Origin of the sequence: Flavobacterium sp. WC2421 (assembly GCF_040822115.1) — a bacterium.
Lineage (GTDB): Bacteria > Bacteroidota > Bacteroidia > Flavobacteriales > Flavobacteriaceae > Flavobacterium.
On record NZ_CP162004.1, the window covers coordinates 2,281,930 to 2,299,812 of the forward strand.

The window sequence follows — 17,883 nt, forward strand, 5'->3', positions numbered from 1 at the left end:
TAAAGTGGTATTATTATTATTATTATTATTATTATTTATTTCTAAGGCTTTGAACCCATGTAAAAAGTAAGTGTCCCTCCATCGGTAATTGATTTGTGTTTTAGCACAAAATCTGTTACTGTTTTTCCGTCTAAAAGTACTTTTTGAACATATACATTTTTTGGACTTTGATTGATCACATTCACCTTGAATTGGTTTCCGTTTTCCAAAGTTAGAACGGCATTGTTTACTAATGGAGAACCAATAGCATACTCATCAGAACCTGGAGCTACAGGATAAAAACCTAGTGAAGAGAAGATATACCAAGCACTCATTTGTCCGCAATCGTCATTACCGCCTAAACCATCTGGACTAGGTTTGTATTGCATATCGAGAATTTTTCGAACTTGAGCTTGCGTTTTCCATGGTTGGTTTGCCCAATTGTAAAAGTAAGCAACATGATGTGCGGGTTCATTTCCATGGACATAACCTCCTATGATACCTTCTCTTGTAATATCTTCGGTATGTTCGAAAAAAGAATCGGGTAAATGCATGCTGAATAAAGTGTCTAATCGAGCAGCAAATGTTTTTTTACCGCCCATTTTATTTACTAAAGTTGTGGGATCTTGCGGAGCAAAAAAGCTATAATTCCAGCTGTTTCCTTCTATAAATCCTTGCCCTTCGGTACTCAAAGGATCAAATTCTTTTTTAAAGGTTCCATCGGCCATTTTGGGTTGCATGAATCCAGTAGCGGCATTGTAATTGTTTTTCCAGTTTTCAGAGCGTTTTATAAACTCATCGTAGACCGCTGTTTTATTCAGTTTTTTTGCAATTTGTGCAATACACCAATCGTCATAAGCATATTCTAAAGTGTTGGAAACCGATACCCCGCTTTTTTCGGCAGGAATATAACCCAGATCCATATAATAGCCAATTCCTTCATAATTGCGGTGTTTTGCTGTTGTAATACAGGCTTCAAGAGCTTTGTTTTCATCTCCATTATAAACGCCTTTTATAATAGCATCAGCAATTACGGATACACTATGGTAGCCACTCATACACCAATTGTCATTGGAATAATGAGACCAAATAGGCAACATATGCAAAGCACTTTGGTCGTAATGTGCTACCATCGATTTAACCATATCGTTATTTCTTGATGGCTGAATAATATTGAAAAAAGGATGCAACGCTCTATAAGTATCCCATAACGAGAATGTACTATAATTAGTAAAACCATTCGCTTGATGCACATCTTGATCGAGTCCTTTGTATTGTCCGTTTACATCCGTATAAACTGTTGGGTTGATGAACGTATGATACATGGCAGTGTAAAAATTCACCTTAGTGTCCTCGGATGCAGTGATGGTTATTTTGTTTAATTCTTTGTTCCAACTGGTCTGCGCTTGTGCTTTTACTTTTTCAAAATTCCAATCTTTGATTTCAGCTTGCATGTTTTGCAATGCATTTTCTTGACTCACTGAAGATAAGGCAAACTTGATTTTGATTTTTTCGGCTTCTTCGGTTTTGAAATCAAAATACATTCTTATTTTTTTTCCAGCTATTTCAGGGAAATTTTTTGATTGATCGAATTTTCTCCAAAAGCCTCTGTACGCTTGTTTGTCATCATAATTTTTTTGCCCGTATTCGGTAAACGGTTTAGAAAACGACATCGCAAAATAAACAGTACGCGTTCTTGCCCAACCATTGGTTTGGCGATATCCCGTAATCAAAGTATCGTTTACCACACGTACGTACGTCCAAACGTCTTTCTCGTCGTAATTGTAAATTCCTGCCATCAAATCCAGTATAATATGACTTTCATCCGATTTTGGAAACGTATATTGATGCATTCCCACTCGCGTAGTAGCGGTCATTTCGGCCAGAATGTTATCATCGTCTAATTTTACTTTATAATAACCTGCTTCTGCTATTTCATTAGCATGTGAATAGGAGGAACGATAGCCACTTTTAGGATTAGCAGCAGTTCCTGGATTCAATTGTAGTTTTCCTTGAGTTGGCATGATTAAAAAATCCCCTAAATCCGAATGTCCTGTTCCGCTCAAATGCGTATGGCTAAAACCAACAATAGTTTTGTCTTCGTATTTGTAACCCGCACAATATTTATACACATCACCATTGTATTTTCCGTTTATTTCGTAGGAGATAGTATCCGTTTCTGGACTTAATTGTACTGCTCCAAAAGGAACCGTAGCACCAGGGTAGGTGTGTCCCATTTTCTCGGTACCGATAATTGGTTTTACATATTGAATTAAATTTTGTTGGGCTTGGGAGACAAAAGAAAGGATTAATATGGAGAAAAGAAATGTCTTTTTCATAGTCTATTTTCTTGGTTGAATTGAGGTCGTTTTTTGTAAATATGGGATTCTTTTCAAATCTAGGGAATCCTATTTTTTTGAGCAACTATTAGCGTATAAAAAAAGACTTCAAAGCAGAACGACTTTTCCAATCTTCCGTCTATGGCCAACGAAATGGTGCACGAGTTTGATATCCATTGATTAGTATTAAGAATGGTGTTACTAAACAAATTTTATTTATAGTGTAAAAAAGCGCTATAAATGTATTGAAATTAAGGAATAGCATTGAGGTGACGGGCAAGATGTACACCCATGCTAAAACAAGATTGAAGGAGATAGCCTCCAGTAGGAGCATCCAAGTCTAGCATTTCTCCAATGCAATAATGATTTTTCATCATTTTCAATTGAAAATTTTCATCTAAGGCATTCAATTTAATGCCACCCGTGGTAGAAATGGCTTCGTCCAATAGGGCAGAACCAGTGATTTCTATAGGAAGTTTTTTGATGTTTTGTGCCAAAAGTTCTGGATTCAGGTAGGTTTCTTTTGACAAATAGATTTTCAACAGCCCAATTTGTGCAGGGTTCAATTTGAGCTCTTTTTGTAATTTTTGGCTCGTCTTTTTTAAGGTTGATTTTTTGATCTTCTGAAGCACTTCATCATAAGTTAATGTTGGTTTTAAATCCAGAAATACAGTAGCCTTTTGCTGATTATTAAGCTCATTGCGAATTTGCGGACTGATTGCATAAATGGCATTGCCCTCTAAACCGAAACGGGTAATTACCATTTCACCTTTTTGACGTTTATCGCCACAGCTAATAGCTATATTTTTAAGGGGATGCCCTTCAAAGGCAGTGATGAAATCGAAATTCCAGTTGACTTGGTACGCACAATTGGAGGCTTTAAAAGGGACAACTTCAACGTCTTTTTTATGGAATAAATCCAGCCAGATGCCATCAGATCCAGTTATTTTCCAGCTGCCACCACCCATTGCAAAAACGGAATGCTCAGACTGGACTGCTGTGTCAACATTGAAAACAAGATCGTGGTTGGTATTCCAGCCCGTCCAATTTTGTTGATACTGAATGGCAACGCCTCGTTTATTGAGGACATCCATAATGGCATTAAGTACGGCAATTGGTTTAATTCCGCTTTCAGGATATACGCGTTTGCTGCTCCCAATGTAGGTGGGAATTCCCATAAGATCGATCCATTTTTGAAAATCGGCATTGTCAAAATCGAGTAGGGCTTCCTCTATAAAATGGGATGGAGTGTAGCGTTCTACCAGTTGCGCAATGGGTTCCGAATGAGTAAGGTTAAATCCGCCTTTTCCAGCTACAAGAAATTTTCTTCCAAGGGTTTTGTTTTTCTCGTAAATGGTAACATTGAATTTCTGGGGATCGAGGAATGCGGCGAGTAAAAATGCGGCGGGTCCTCCTCCAATAATTGAGACTGATTTCTTCACCCTGCAAAAATACTCTTTGTGAAAGGATTAAAGACGTTTTCCTTTTTTTATTAGTTACAGCCAAACCAAAACGGGAATTAAACTAGTGCGATTTCGTTTGTATGTAGTACAGTTAATTCAGAATTGTATGCTACACCTGCACTACTTTAGTTACTTTTTCTTTTCTTCATTGACAATCAATTTCAAAGAGTTAATATAATCAGTGTCAAATTCTATAACTCTTATTTTGTTTAGCTTAAAACTCATTTCACCATCAAATTTCCCTTCAGTTCCCAAAAAATCGATGATCAGTTCTTTTTCGTCTATTTCAATAAGTTTACCTAGATAAACTGCTTTATTAGATTTTTTTGAAATTTGGAAAATCTCGTGCTTAATTGCTAGATAATTTATAATTGAAGGTAAGTCATTAAGTGGAATTATTTCCTCAGCACTTGTTTTTAAACCTTTAAGCTTAATTACCCTTTCTGTGAATTCATAATCCTCATCTTGAATAATGGACTTGACGTTTTTATTTTTCAAAATAGTGTACCCATCAATTATAAAATCAAAAGGATTGTTCTTGAGCAGTATCCAATCTTCAGTCCAGTCAATTAAAAAACCAGTAAAGATTTCTTTTTGATCTTCAAAAACTATTGAAATTAATTGACGCAAATATTTTTCCATAATGTTTATTAAGTTTCTAGAGTATGTAACTATCAACGATACCGAACCACTATCCGCTTTTGGCCTTACAAAGAGGAGTGTTTTTTGGTTAAACGAAAATACGATAAAAAACGGTAATTCCACAAAATTTCCAAATGGCTTAAGAGAAGCCGGATTCAATACAATACTTTTTTAACAAATCGGTTTACGAGCGCCACACCCTCTTTTCAAAAGGAAGCTGGTCCTCATTGCAAATGAGAACCAGAGGGATACTTTTTAAAATTCGGAAAAATTAATGTGAATATCAGGTACCAGGAGAAATATAGCTCACAGATATTTTTGTTGCTTTATCCACTTCTTCTGGAGTAATCAGAATTGTAGTGGAAGTAGATACCAATCCAGAAGAGTTTATATTTAATGAAACTGCAGTAGCAACCGTGGTATCAGGCATGTCTGCAATTACATAAACATCCGTGTCGCCAAAGGCAAAATAAAAGGCTTCCATTTTTCCTCCTAAGTCAGTAATCATTTTTTCAATGACTTGCTTTCTATTGGTACCACCTACCTTGAGTAATCCTTTGACTCCTGCTGAAGTATAAGATGCTTTAATTAAAATCTTTTTCATTTTATTGTATTTTAGTCTTCCTACTCATTTGGCTTTTCGGTTCCGCCCCGTTTTTTTAGCGGTTTCTGGACTCCACTTTTTTTATTTTAACTAGCATAATAAAATGATTTGAGGTGTGTTTTTTAATCTTGTTTATAGCGGAACTGTGTCTTTTTGTGTTTTTAAGTTGTTGATAATCAATATCTTGCTATATACTAAAATACGATAAAAAAACGGTAACTTCTACGAAATTATAAATAGTTTAAGATGTGATTGTAGTTCGGTTAGTATATTGGTTTTCTTGATACTGAATATAAAATCCTAGTACTTGATTGTAGTATCTTTGTGGCTTTCTATCAAAAAATTTCGAACCATATGCTACTTTTATAAAAGGATTGACTTATGAAACAGGAAGGGACATATACAGGCGCCGAAGGTAAATTAGCGGGCTACGATATTCAATATACACCAAACCAAAAGCGACCTCTGATTGTGTTTTGCCATGGATTCAATGGATTTAAAGATTGGGGCGCATTCAACTTGATGGCGGATTACTTTTTGCAAAAGGGATTTCAATTTGTAAAATTGAATTTTTCTCATAATGGAACATCTCCTGCTCATCCTTTGGATTTTGTGGATTTAGAAGCTTTTGGGACTAATAACTTCGAAAAAGAACTCGAAGATATTGGGTCTTTGTTAGTCCATCTAAAAAAGGAAAGTTTTGCAGATAGCATCGATTTTGATAAACTGTTTTTGATTGGTCATTCTAAAGGTGGAGCAACGGCTTTGGCTTATACTTTATCCCATCCTGAAATTGTTTCTTGTGCCACCTTAGCAGCAGTGCTCGACCCAGTAGCGCGCTATGGAAAGAAGAATGATAAGCTGTGGAAAGAAAACGGTGTAAAATTTGTCGTTAACGGAAGAACAAAACAAAAAATGCCACTGTATTATCAATTGGTTGAAAACACACAGAAAATAAAAGAGAAACTGGATCTCCGAAATTTGCTGAAAGGGGATAAGCGAAAATTTTTATTTGTCCATGGTGTAAAAGACGAAGCGGTTCCTGTAACAGAAACTAATTTGGTAAAAAACCTGCCCAATTGTACCGTCTCCATTATTGAAGATACCAATCATGTTTTTGGTGCTTCGCATCCATATACAAGTATCAATTTACCTACTGATTTACAAAATGCCCTGAGTCAAATCGCAAAATTCTTTGAATCAGTGTGATGGTTTTGAATCAGAGGTTTTACAAGCAAACTTGTCATTCAAAAGAAGGAGGTATCACATCAAGTAGCTCCAAACACCTTAGATTTATGTAGTCAAGTAGATGAATTATACACAGTATATGAAACTGTGCTGTTGGTAAATTATCTGCGTTGCAACGCTCTGTTTTGTTGTTTAATTGAAGTAATTATTCGATTCAATCGAACGATAGATTAATTGAGTAAGCTAATAAACTGGCTTTTTTAAAACAGATTATCTTTTTAGTGAAAAATGGCCTTTAAAATTCCTGCCATTTCCCAATTCAACTGTAAACCAATAATCTGAAGCAATCAAATTTTCTCCATTGAAAGTGCCGTCCCATCCCATATCACTATATTGTAGCCTCTTTAGTAATTTTCCGTATCGATCAAAAATACTTGTAATTGAATTAGGGAATTTTTCAATTCCTAATATACTCCAATAATCATTATATCCATCATTGTTTGGAGTGAAAAATTTTGGATAATCTACTAGTATAGCTTCTCGTTCATCAACACCACAACCTTGTTTATCTCTAACTTTTACTACATATACTCCTCCTGATATGTTATGAAAAGTGTTGCTGTCTTGAAAATTATTTCCATCAATTGCATATTCAAAGTCACCATTTGTAGAAGTTATTATTTCGATAAAATTCTTATCTGAAAGATCTTGAATTTTAATTTCGGTAATTTTTGGTAAAATGGAACGAATTAGATTAAACGAAAATGAATTTTCACAAGATATTCCATTACTTATTTTAGAAACTCGTAAAGTATATTTTCCAGCTTCTACTAGATTAGCCTCAAAGGAATTAGAAATTATAGAGTTATCTTGAAAACTCCATTCCCAAGAATCGAAATTTAAATCAGTTGTTATCTTTAATGACGGTTCTAAATCACATAAAAAATATTCTTTTTCTAAATTTATTTGTGGTAACTCATTTACAACAAATTTAAAATTTGTTTCTGAAAAGCATAATGAATTTAATTGATTCTCAATTCTAGCAGTAATAGTTTGAGACCATGGAACAGTATTTTTATAATCTATAGGTAATGGGCTTGGTAATTTATTTCCATTTTCATCTAAATAGGATATAAGTAAATTAGGTTGATTTCCTATGAGTTCACTTTCAATTGTTGAAGTGTCAAAATGTGAAAAACCGTTACCTTCATCGCAAGCGTATAAAGTATTAGGTTGAATAATAGTTGGTTTAGTTGAAGTGATTAAATTTAAAAATGTCTCTGAATAACAATTTGTTTGAGGATTTGTGACTCTTACCGTTATAGTTTCTTGATTTGGTTTACTGTTAGTAAATGGATTTACTAATGGACTTGGAAGTTGATTTCCATTAGTATCAAAATAAGTTACTTTCATTCCAGTTTGATTTCCTAAAACAGTTGATTCTATATTTGAAGTATCAAAATATTCTGAAATGCCGTCATTATTATCATCACATCCAGTTATTTCTTTTAATGAATTTGCTATTGGTAATGGGTTTACAATTAAATTAAAGGTAGATTCATTATAGCAATTCGTATCGGTATTAATTGCTTTTACTTTTATGGATTCCTCATTAGCAATTAAATTACTAATTGCATTTAAAGGAGATTGTATTTGCTGACCATTTTCATGATAAAATTCAACTTTTATATTGGTAGCAGTTCCTATAATAGAATTCTTTAATTGTTGTAAATTAAATGTAGCAAGACCATCAGTGTCATTATCACACACAATTAAGTTTAAAGCTTCTGATAAATCTGGTAATGGATTTACAATTAAATCGAAAGTGGTTTCAGAGTAGCAACAAAAGTTGTCTTTATGAGATACTCTTACTGTTATTGTTTCTCTATTTTTAGTGGTGTTTGTAAATGGATTTGGTAGTGTATTGTATTTAGTACCTTTGCCATCTATGAAAGTAACAACTTTATCAATTTGTCCTCCTAAAACTTGCTGCGTAACTAGCGAAGTATCAAAAGAAGTTGAAAATCCAAGGTTATTGCTTTCCTCACAGGCATGTATATTATTAATTCCATATGCTTTTGGAGGTTCTTTAGCATCAATTATTTCCGTTAAAACTTCCACTGTTCCGTCATTACCAATAACTGTCGCGGTAATAGTATATTTTCCATCAGTGGAAAAATCATGAAAAGGAGATAAGTCTATAGAGGTATTATTAATTCCTGAAGCAGGATCTCCAAAATCCCAACTAATTGACGCAATTTTAGACTGATCATCAACACTGAATTCCTTTAAAAATTCCGAGCAAATATTTGAGAAATTCATTTCAAAATTATTCGTAACATGATTTACATTTCCAGTGACGTTTATGTAAAAGTTAGCTTTTGGAAATCCGAAGTCAGCAGTAGAAACATATTTATCTCCAGCTCCAGATAAAGAAGAACAACCTCTTTGCCATGATACATCATTATCTTGTGCAGATCCTGCAATAAAAGCTACACCATCTCCATATTCAATTCCTTTTTTAACTTCAACCAAAATCCGTTCTACATCTTTTGGAATAACAATTGGTGTATCAAAATCTACTTGTATAATTTGAGAATTACGCGGTATGTAAGGATCAAGGGCTTGAGATTGACTACTTCCTATCAAATCTGCTTCAGAAAAAGAAGCAGGGAAAGAATCATCTATTTTATAAATATTAAATGAAACATTTGCTAGCCAGCCCGTTTTATTAATTCCAACTTGCCCTGATTTAATTACGAATTCTTCATTATTCGATATACCAAAATCTTTTAAAGTAAAAGCCCGTGCCCAATATATATAAGTTGAGTTACAAGAATAGATATCAGTTTCAACTAGATCATCACATACGTTATGAGAAAGCCTCGTGATTGAACCTGAACTTTTAACATTAAAAACTTCTCCTGTTACATTGATGTAAAAATTCGCATTTGGAACGGGAATGGTTAAATCAGTAGTTGGTGCTAAACCATGATTTGGATCACATCCAAAATACCAGGATTCGCCAGTGTCTTTTTCAGTACCAGCTATATAGACAGCTCCTGTAGCTGGATTATAAATGTCTTTATACTTTTCTACTGAGACCATAATTCTTTTAACTCCGGCAGGAACAATAATGGGTTCATCAAAATTTACTTCAACAATTTCAGGAGCACCAGTAATTAATGGCGATTGTGCAATACCACGTCTTCCAAGTATCGTGGTAGGATAAATAGAATAGGAATAATTGGGAAAATCTTCATCCAGACTGTAAACAATACATTGTAAAGTAGATCCAATATCAGATTTACTTAGTCCAACTTGTAATGATTTAATCATAAATTGCTCATTTGCCGCTATTCCAAAATCAGATAGTGTAAATACTCGTGACCAACTCTCATCTCTATCACAAGAATACATATCTGTCTTAACAAGTGTTGTTCCAATATTATTAGTTAATTTTATTTGGGCTTCAATAGATTGAAAAGACAAAAAAAGTAGAAGTAAAGCTACAGTATTAAATGTTTTTATGTGAATTATTGTCATTCCTATTTTTGTTGTTTTTTAGCTTGTCTGTAATTAGTATATATTAATTATTTTATAGAGTGTTTACAACCATAATTGAGTAGATCTTCTTTGATAATTAGCGTATTTAAAGTAAATATATAAATAATATTTTTATTACAAATTATCAAAATAACTTTTAAATTTGTTCATAAAAAAAGCGCTCCTTTTCAGGAACGCTTTCTATATAATTAATCAAAAGATTATTTTTTCTCAATCCACAATCTTGCATTGACAAACGCTTCATGCCAAGGAGAAACTTCATCGTTTCTACCTGCTGGATAATTTGCCCAGTTCCATTGAAAGTTAGAACGCTCAATATGTGGCATCATCACAAGGTGACGACCAGTTGTGTCACATAGCATTGCGGTATTGTAATCAGATCCATTTGGATTCGCTGGATATCCTTCGTATCCGTATTTACCCACGATTTGATATTGGTCTTCGGATAATGGTAAGTTGAATTTTCCTTCTCCATGTGAAACCCAAACTCCAAGTGTTGCTCCAGCAAGGGTAGACAACATCACTGATTTGTTTTCTTGAACCGTTACGGATGTAAAAATACTTTCGTGTTTATGACTGTCGTTATGAAGCATTTTTCCATGCACTTCATGCTCTGGATTAATTACTTCTAATTCCATAAACAACTGGCAACCATTACAAATTCCAACGGATAAAGTGTCTTCTCTTTTGAAGAAGTTTTTCAAGGCTGTATTTGCTTTCTCATTGTATAAAAATGCTCCTGCCCAACCTTTGGCTGAACCTAAAACATCCGAGTTTGAAAAACCACCCACGGCGCCTATAAATTGAATGTCTTCTAGCGTTTCACGTCCCGAAATCAAATCGGTCATGTGAACGTCTTTTACATCAAAACCGGCAAGGTACATTGCATTGGCTACCTCACGCTCTGAGTTACTTCCTTTTTCACGGATAATAGCCGCTTTTGGACGTGGTTTTGAATCATCGATTACTGGTTTCTTTCCTGTAAAATGAACAGGGAAGGTAAACTGTAACGCTTGGTTCTTATAGTTATCGAAACGCGCTTGAGCCGTTCCGTTCTTCGATTGTTTTTGGTCTAATAAAAAAGAAGTTTTAAACCAAATGTCTCTGTATTTTGGAATGCTTAATCCACATGGACCAAAGTCCAACGTTTCCTCTGCAGTTACTGTTCCTAATTTATAGAAAGCAACTCCATTAGCATTTAATTTATTTTCTAAAGTAGCATCGTCTTTGGCTTGGAATACAAGACCAATATTCTCCGCAAAAAGGTATTTGATAATGTCTTTTTCTTCGAAAACAGAGAAGTCAATTTTAGCACCTAAATTCACATCGGCAAAACACATTTCTAGTAAAGTAGTAATCAAACCACCACTTCCGATGTCATGTCCAGCCAAAATTTGATTGTCAAGAATTAATTCTTGCATCGTATTGAAGGCATTTTTGAAAAAAGCAGCATCTTTAATCGTTGGTGCGTCTTTTCCAATAGTGTTCAATGTTTGTGCAAACGAGGAACCACCTAATTTAAATTCGTCTTGTGATAAATTGATATAATAAATAGAACCACCGTCTCTTTGTAAAACAGGCTCTACTACTTTTCTAATGTCAGTACAATTTCCACCTGCCGAAATAATTACCGTTCCTGGTGCAATTACTTCTTCGTTTGGATAACGTTGCTTCATCGAAAGCGAATCTTTTCCTGTTGGAATGTTGATTCCCAATTCGATTGCAAAATTTGAACAACTTTTTACAGCCGCGTACAAACGAGCGTCTTCCCCTTCGTTTTTACAAGCCCACATCCAGTTAGCTGAAAGTGAAATTCCGTCCAAACCATTTTTGATAGGAGCCCAAATAATATTCGACAAAGCCTCGGCAATTGCGGTTCTAGTTCCTGCAACAGGATCGATTAATGACGCAACTGGAGAGTGTCCTATTGAAGTAGCAACACCTTCTTTTCCGTTATAATCTAATGCCATTACACCACAGTTATTCAATGGCAATTGCAAGGGTCCAGCAGTTTGTTGTTTGGCTACTTTTCCACCTACACAACGGTCTACTTTGTTAGTCAACCAGTCTTTACAAGCTACTGCTTCTAATTGCAGTACTTGCTCTAAATAAGTGGAGATATTTTTAATGCTGTATTCTAAATCAGTATAGTTTCTGTCGATGTTTTTATCCGTCATCACTACTTTTGGAGAACTGCCAAAAAAGTCTTCCAAAGCATAATCCATAGGTTTAGCACCCGTAGTTTTTGATTCGAAAGTAAAACGATGATCCCCCGTTACATCACCTACTTGGTACATTGGAGAACGCTCTCTGTCAGCAATGCGTTGTAAGATGTCGATGTTTTCTTTAGCAATAACTAATCCCATTCTTTCTTGAGACTCGTTACCAATGATTTCCTTTGCCGAAAGGGTAGGGTCACCTACAGGTAATTTATCTAAATCAATTAATCCTCCAGTTTCTTCCACTAATTCCGAAAGGCAGTTTAAGTGTCCACCTGCTCCGTGATCGTGAATAGAAACAATAGGGTTGATATCGCTTTCTACTAATCCACGAATGGCATTAGCAGCACGTTTTTGCATTTCTGGGTTCGAACGTTGGATGGCATTCAATTCAATTCCTGAACTAAAAGCACCAGTATCAGCAGAAGAAACTGCCGCTCCACCCATTCCAATTCTATAATTTTCACCTCCTAGGATAACAATTTTGTCTCCCGGTTGTGGCTTTTTCTTGATGGCTTGATCCAGTTTTCCGTAACCAATTCCACCGGCTTGCATGATCACTTTGTCGAAACCTAATTTACGAGCGTCTTCTTCGTGTTCGAAAGTAAGGATAGAACCAGTAATTAACGGTTGTCCGAATTTGTTTCCAAAATCAGATGCTCCATTTGAAGCTTTGATTAGAATGTCCATTGGCGTTTGATACAACCATTTTCTTTCGGTCATGGCGTTTTCCCAAGGTCTGTTTTCTTCTAGACGTGAATACGAAGTCATGTAAACTGCAGTTCCTGCTAATGGCAACGAACCTTGTCCACCTGCTAAACGGTCGCGAATTTCTCCTCCTGCACCAGTCGCCGCTCCATTGAAAGGTTCTACTGTTGTTGGGAAATTATGCGTTTCTGCTTTTAAGGAGATAACCGAATCAAAGTCTTTTAGTTCGTAGAAATCAGGTTTGTCAGCGCTTTTTGGCGCAAACTGTTGTACACGTGGTCCTTTTACAAAAGCCACATTATCTTTATAAGCCGAAACGATATCGTTCGGGTTTTCTTGAGATGTTTTCTTGATTAATTTAAATAAAGAAGAAGGCATTTCTTCACCATCAATTACAAAAGTCCCGTTGAAAATTTTGTGACGGCAGTGCTCTGAATTGGCTTGTGAGAAAGCAAAAACTTCAGAATCGGTTAATTTTCTACCTATTTTAATAGCTAGATTGTCCAAATATTCTACTTCTTCTGGACTTAAAGCCAAACCTTCGGACTGGTTGTATGCCGCAATATCATCAATTTCCAAAATTGCTTCTGGCTCGATATTGATCGTAAAAATAGCTTGATTTAACTCGGCGTATTTTTGCGAAAGCATAGGATCAAAATCAGAAAAATCAGACGTAGCATGATGAAATTCTTCGATTCTAATGATTCCAGAAACACCCATATTTTGAGTAATTTCTACTGCATTAGTGCTCCAAGGCGTAATCATAGTGGCGCGTGGACCAACAAAAAAATCCGTCAATACGGATTTTTCTATTTTATTTGAATTGGCAAAAAGCCAGTTTAATTTTGAAATGTCTTGAGCCGAAATTTCGTTTTGCGTTTGTACTGCAAAAACAGTTTTGCTTTGGTTTTCAAAGAAATGGATCATTGTTGTGTAGTTTGTTGTATTACGGTGCAAATTTAGTTTAAAAAAGTAGTAAGAGCAAATGTGAAATACAAAGTATTTCATAAAATACCACAATTCATAAAATGCCTAAAATCTATTGTTTTAAATTTCTAAATAACCTTTTATTTAGGAAAAGACATAGATTGAAAAGCACCTAAATCTGGCGGAGTAGTTCTTGTATTTCCAATGATATCCAGCGGAATCAAATAGGCCGAATTCCCTTTTGCGAAAGCGCTAGAAGATTCGTCAATATTGAGTTTGTTAAGATTAACATTGAAAAACTTTGGACTTTGATTCAAAATAATTCCATTGTAATGCACAGGATCGGTTGCAAAGTGGTAAAGTGAATTGGTATTAGAACTGTCAAATTTTACTAAGCAATTATTGAATTGATACTCAAATGTTCCTGTACCGCTTTTATTTATAGCGATTTCATTAGTATAAGAACCATAGATGATACAGTTGTTAAAAGTGGCTTGGGTGAGGTCTTTCGTTTCTGGCGTTGCTCCCGAAATAGAATTGTCTATTGTGACTGCCAGCTGAGAGGAACTATTCCAATTGTTGTTAAATGTGGAATGTGTAAATTTATAATCTCCACCATAGGAGCAGGCCAAACTAGCTAAACCAGCTGAGTTGATCACTATATTTTCACCTACTATTTTCCCTGTTTGTGCCAAAATACCATAGGTAGAGGAGTCGTAAATTTGGGTATTTTTGATAGAAGTAGTTGTTCCATCATTGTTTTGTATCAGTAATCCAATCGTAGCATTTTTAATTGTTAGATGGTTTATCAGATTGTTTGTGCTTCCACTACTGAGCCAAATAGTACCCCATTGACCAGGTACATCATCATATTGGGGTTCCAATCGGTCGCCTTCAAATACCACTTCTTTTTCTAAGTTGGCCGTAGTCGATTTTCCTCCGTTAATATTAATCGAAGCATTGTTGGCGACTATTAAACCAGAATTAGCATGAAAATAAACCCTGCTTCCCGCATCAAAAACGGCGGTTTTACCAGTTGGAACGGCCGCATAACCATAAATAACGTAGGGCTTTTTATTGGTAAAAATGAGTTCATTTCCATTTATAGGATTGTTTTCATCGAGGTAAAACCCTTCTATTTGTTGATCTCCTATAGGCAGTGTTTCGGTAGTTCCATCAGCAAGACGTTTGGGATATAGAAAAACCGCATCTTGGATTAGCGTAACGAGTGCTACTTTTTGTGCATTTTCGCCACTATCAAATTGAATTTGGTCAGTGTATAAAAAATCAGTTGGATTTGCATCAGCAATTGCCGCTGTTGTTTCGATGAAAATATACAAACTGTCTTTGGCTAAAAGGGTCACATCAGTAAAAAGCTTTCCGTTTGTTCCTTGCATTCCGTCTACGGTCAAGCGGTATTTTGAACTTAGTCCTTTGCCTAGTTGTATGGTAGGAATATTAATATCGTTTTTGCTGTGGTTGTATACTTTAAGTCGGTAGGTACTAGAACCAATGTTTGTAAAAACGGTATCCAGATAAATGGTGTCCTTTGAAAATGCTAAATCTCCTGTACTTAGAACGGTCTCAAAATCGGATCGACAGGAACAGATGGAGATGAATATTCCAATAAAAAACAAGAATTTGATGGGACGCATTGTGATTAATTTTTGTAAAAATAGGGAAAATCTTATTTGTATGTTGTGGCTTTTTCAAATTTGAATTTAGAATAACAACTGCATTTGTTATTTTATGACTCATCTTTTATTTAATTTTACATTTTAAAGCTAAGAATATGACCTTCGATAAAGATAAAATCCTAAATTATTGCAATCAAATTTCCGAAAACACTTTGATGAGCACTTTAAATATCACTTATACAGATGCTGGTGAAGATTATCTAGTTGCCACAATGCCAGTAAATCCATCAGTACACCAACCAATGGGATTGTTACATGGTGGAGCATCAGTGGCATTGGCTGAAAGTGTGGGAAGTGCTGCTTCGATGTTATACGTAAATGCGGATGTAAGCGAAGTGCGCGGAATAGAAATTTCCGCCAATCATTTGAAAGCAAAACGAGACGGAATGGTGACGGCAACTGCAAAAATAGTTCATAAGGGACGTAGCATTCATCTTTGGGAAATACGCATTACAGATGAAAGTGATAACTTGATTTCGCTTTGTAAATTGACAAATATGATTTTGCCAAAAAGAAAAATGGAAGGTAAATAATGGAATTAATTTTAGATAAAGCCAAGCGTCAATTCACACAAAAACTACCTTTTGTACTCTATTGCAAACCCAATTCAGATACCGTAATTGGGCTTTTTCAGCAAAATGATGATTTGTATAAACTCAATGATTTTAACGAAAAGGGATTCGTTTTTGCTTCTTTTGAAGGCAATCAAAACTATTTGATTCCAGAAAATCAGTCCAAAAGAGAAAGTGTTATTTGGGAGAAAAAAAGAGCGATTGTTGCTGAAGTTATAGGTAATAATGTGGATGAAGAAGCTAAAAATAACTTTGAAAAGGTAGTATGCAAAGGAATCCAAGCTATAGAAAGGGATGAATTTAAAAAAGTGGTTTTGTCTCGAAAAGAGATTCTGGAGCTAGACGATTTTCAATTTGAAACTGTTTTCGAAAATTTAGTGCAGCTATATCCTTCTACTTTTGTGTATTGTTTTTACCATCCAAAAGTAGGCATGTGGCTTGGTGCTACCCCCGAACAATTATTGAAAGCCAATAAAAATAGTTTTGAGACGATCGCTTTGGCAGGTACTCAAAAAGACATGGGTTTGGCTGAGATTGTATGGGAGAATAAAGAAAAGGAAGAACAACAAATTGTGACCGATTATATCGTTAATAAATTAGAAAATGTAGCTACAGAAGTTATAGTTTCAAAACCTTATAGTATAAAAGCGGGAAGCATCTGGCATATAAAAACAGATATTTCAGGCGTATTGAATGCTGATTTTAGTTTGCAGCAAGTAGTTTGTTTACTGCATCCTACACCGGCAGTTTGTGGTTTGCCCAAAGAAAAAGCAAAAGCCTTTATTTTGGAAAATGAAAACTATGATAGGGATTTTTATACAGGATATTTGGGAGAATTGAATTGTAGTTTTGCTACTGATTCGGGAAGCACCGATTTATTTGTTAATTTGCGATGCATGCAAGTAGAAGTGGATTCAAAGAAAAAAGAGACTAGGGCTTATTTGTATATGGGTTGCGGTATCACAAAAGATAGCGTGCCTGAGAAGGAATGGAATGAAAGTATCAATAAATCAATGACGATGAAGAAAGTGTTGATTAGAAATTAGAAGGGTGTATGGGAAACTTTAAACCTGAAACAAAAGAAACTTTAAACAAAAAAAAATGAAACTAGATATATTAGCTTTTGGAGCGCATCCAGATGATGTTGAATTGGGTTGTGCAGGAACGATATTAAAAGAAATTTCCTTAGGGAAAACAGTTGGGATAATTGATTTGACAAGAGGAGAACTAGGAACCAGAGGTTCTGCGGAAATTAGAGATAGTGAAGCGAATGCAGCAGGAAAAATTTTAGGAGTTTCAGTTCGTGAAAATCTTGAAATGCGTGATGGTTTTTTTGTCAATGATGAAAAGCATCAATTAGAAATCATAAAAATGATTCGCAAGTACAAACCAGAAATTGTATTGTGTAATGCGATTGATGATCGCCACATCGACCATGGAAAAGGAAGTAAGCTGGTTTCTGATGCTTGTTTTTTATCGGGACTTATGAAGATAGAAACAGTTATTGATAACGAAAAGCAAACAGCTTGGAGACCTAAGTTAGTCTATCATTATATTCAATGGAAAAATATCGAGCCTGACTTTGTAGTGGACATAACTGGATTTACCGATAAAAAAATCGAATCCATTTTAGCGTACCGTTCCCAATTTTATGATCCAGATTCTAATGAACCCGAATCTCCAATTACGTCCAAAAACTTCTTAGAAAGCTTGAATTACCGCTCTAGAGATTTAGGGAGACTTGCAGGGGTAGATCATGCTGAAGGTTTTACTGTAGAAAGATATTTGGCAGTCAATAGCTTAGGAGATTTGAAGTAAATTTGCTGTAAATTTTTAAAAAAAACTTTTGCAGAAGTAAACTTTAGTTGTATATTTGCCACCGCTAAGCAAATGGTGGTTGTAGCTCAGTTGGTTAGAGCATCGGTTTGTGGTACCGAGGGTCGCGGGTTCGAGCCCCGTCTCCCACCCAGAAAGCAAA

The 17,883-nt window shown here is 35.2% G+C and carries 11 protein-coding genes and 1 tRNA gene; 5 read left to right on the forward strand and 7 right to left on the reverse strand.

The window, feature by feature from the left end; genetic code table 11:
- Positions 1–41 precede the first annotated feature (41 nt).
- The 4 genes from AB3G33_RS09895 to AB3G33_RS09910 form a co-directional block, all read right to left on the reverse strand.
- The gene (locus tag AB3G33_RS09895) at positions 42–2,318 is read right to left on the reverse strand and encodes a GH92 family glycosyl hydrolase (RefSeq protein WP_367768809.1); all 2,277 of its coding nucleotides are present in this window, start codon (positions 2,316–2,318) and stop codon (positions 42–44) included.
- 251 nt (positions 2,319–2,569) lie between these two features.
- Positions 2,570–3,760 (reverse strand): NAD(P)/FAD-dependent oxidoreductase, encoded by a 1,191-nt coding sequence (locus AB3G33_RS09900; protein ID WP_367768812.1) that lies wholly within the window; start codon positions 3,758–3,760, stop codon positions 2,570–2,572.
- 150 nt (positions 3,761–3,910) lie between these two features.
- Complete coding sequence (locus AB3G33_RS09905; protein WP_367752258.1) at positions 3,911–4,423, reverse strand: hypothetical protein; 513 nt, start codon at positions 4,421–4,423, stop codon at positions 3,911–3,913.
- A 283-nt stretch (positions 4,424–4,706) separates the two neighbouring features.
- A complete protein-coding gene (locus AB3G33_RS09910; RefSeq protein ID WP_367768815.1) occupies positions 4,707–5,027 on the reverse strand; it encodes a GYD domain-containing protein in 321 nt (106 codons plus the stop codon).
- A gap of 381 nt (positions 5,028–5,408) precedes the next feature.
- On the opposite strand from AB3G33_RS09910, the gene AB3G33_RS09915 reads away from it, so the two are divergent.
- Complete coding sequence (locus AB3G33_RS09915; RefSeq protein WP_367768818.1) at positions 5,409–6,236, forward strand: alpha/beta hydrolase family protein; 828 nt, start codon at positions 5,409–5,411, stop codon at positions 6,234–6,236.
- 249 nt (positions 6,237–6,485) lie between these two features.
- On the opposite strand, the gene AB3G33_RS09920 is transcribed toward AB3G33_RS09915, so the two are convergent.
- The 3 genes from AB3G33_RS09920 to AB3G33_RS09930 form a co-directional block, all read right to left on the reverse strand.
- On the reverse strand, positions 6,486–9,761 hold the full coding sequence (locus AB3G33_RS09920) for a T9SS type B sorting domain-containing protein (protein WP_367768821.1): 3,276 nt from the start codon (positions 9,759–9,761) through the stop codon (positions 6,486–6,488).
- Positions 9,762–9,982: 221 nt separating this feature from the next.
- On the reverse strand, positions 9,983–13,636 hold the full coding sequence (purL, locus tag AB3G33_RS09925) for a phosphoribosylformylglycinamidine synthase (RefSeq protein WP_367768824.1): 3,654 nt from the start codon (positions 13,634–13,636) through the stop codon (positions 9,983–9,985).
- A gap of 140 nt (positions 13,637–13,776) precedes the next feature.
- Positions 13,777–15,291, reverse strand: coding sequence for a hypothetical protein (locus tag AB3G33_RS09930; RefSeq protein ID WP_367768827.1), 1,515 nt, complete (start codon positions 15,289–15,291; stop codon positions 13,777–13,779).
- Positions 15,292–15,428: 137 nt separating this feature from the next.
- On the opposite strand from AB3G33_RS09930, the gene AB3G33_RS09935 reads away from it, so the two are divergent.
- The 4 genes from AB3G33_RS09935 (at position 15,429) to AB3G33_RS09950 (ending at position 17,873) form a co-directional block, all read left to right on the forward strand.
- Positions 15,429–15,866 carry a PaaI family thioesterase gene (locus AB3G33_RS09935; RefSeq protein ID WP_367752270.1) on the forward strand — a complete coding sequence of 146 codons (438 nt, stop codon included), beginning with the start codon at positions 15,429–15,431 and terminating at the stop codon, positions 15,864–15,866.
- Entirely contained in the window at positions 15,866–16,951 is a 1,086-nt protein-coding gene (locus AB3G33_RS09940) for an isochorismate synthase (protein ID WP_367768829.1), read from the forward strand. The genes AB3G33_RS09935 and AB3G33_RS09940 overlap by 1 nt, the downstream gene beginning before the upstream one ends.
- 55 nt (positions 16,952–17,006) lie before the next feature.
- Entirely contained in the window at positions 17,007–17,723 is a 717-nt protein-coding gene (gene bshB1, locus AB3G33_RS09945; protein ID WP_367768832.1) for a bacillithiol biosynthesis deacetylase BshB1, read from the forward strand.
- Positions 17,724–17,797: 74 nt separating this feature from the next.
- Positions 17,798–17,873 (forward strand) — tRNA-His (locus tag AB3G33_RS09950).
- Positions 17,874–17,883: the final 10 nt, after the last annotated feature.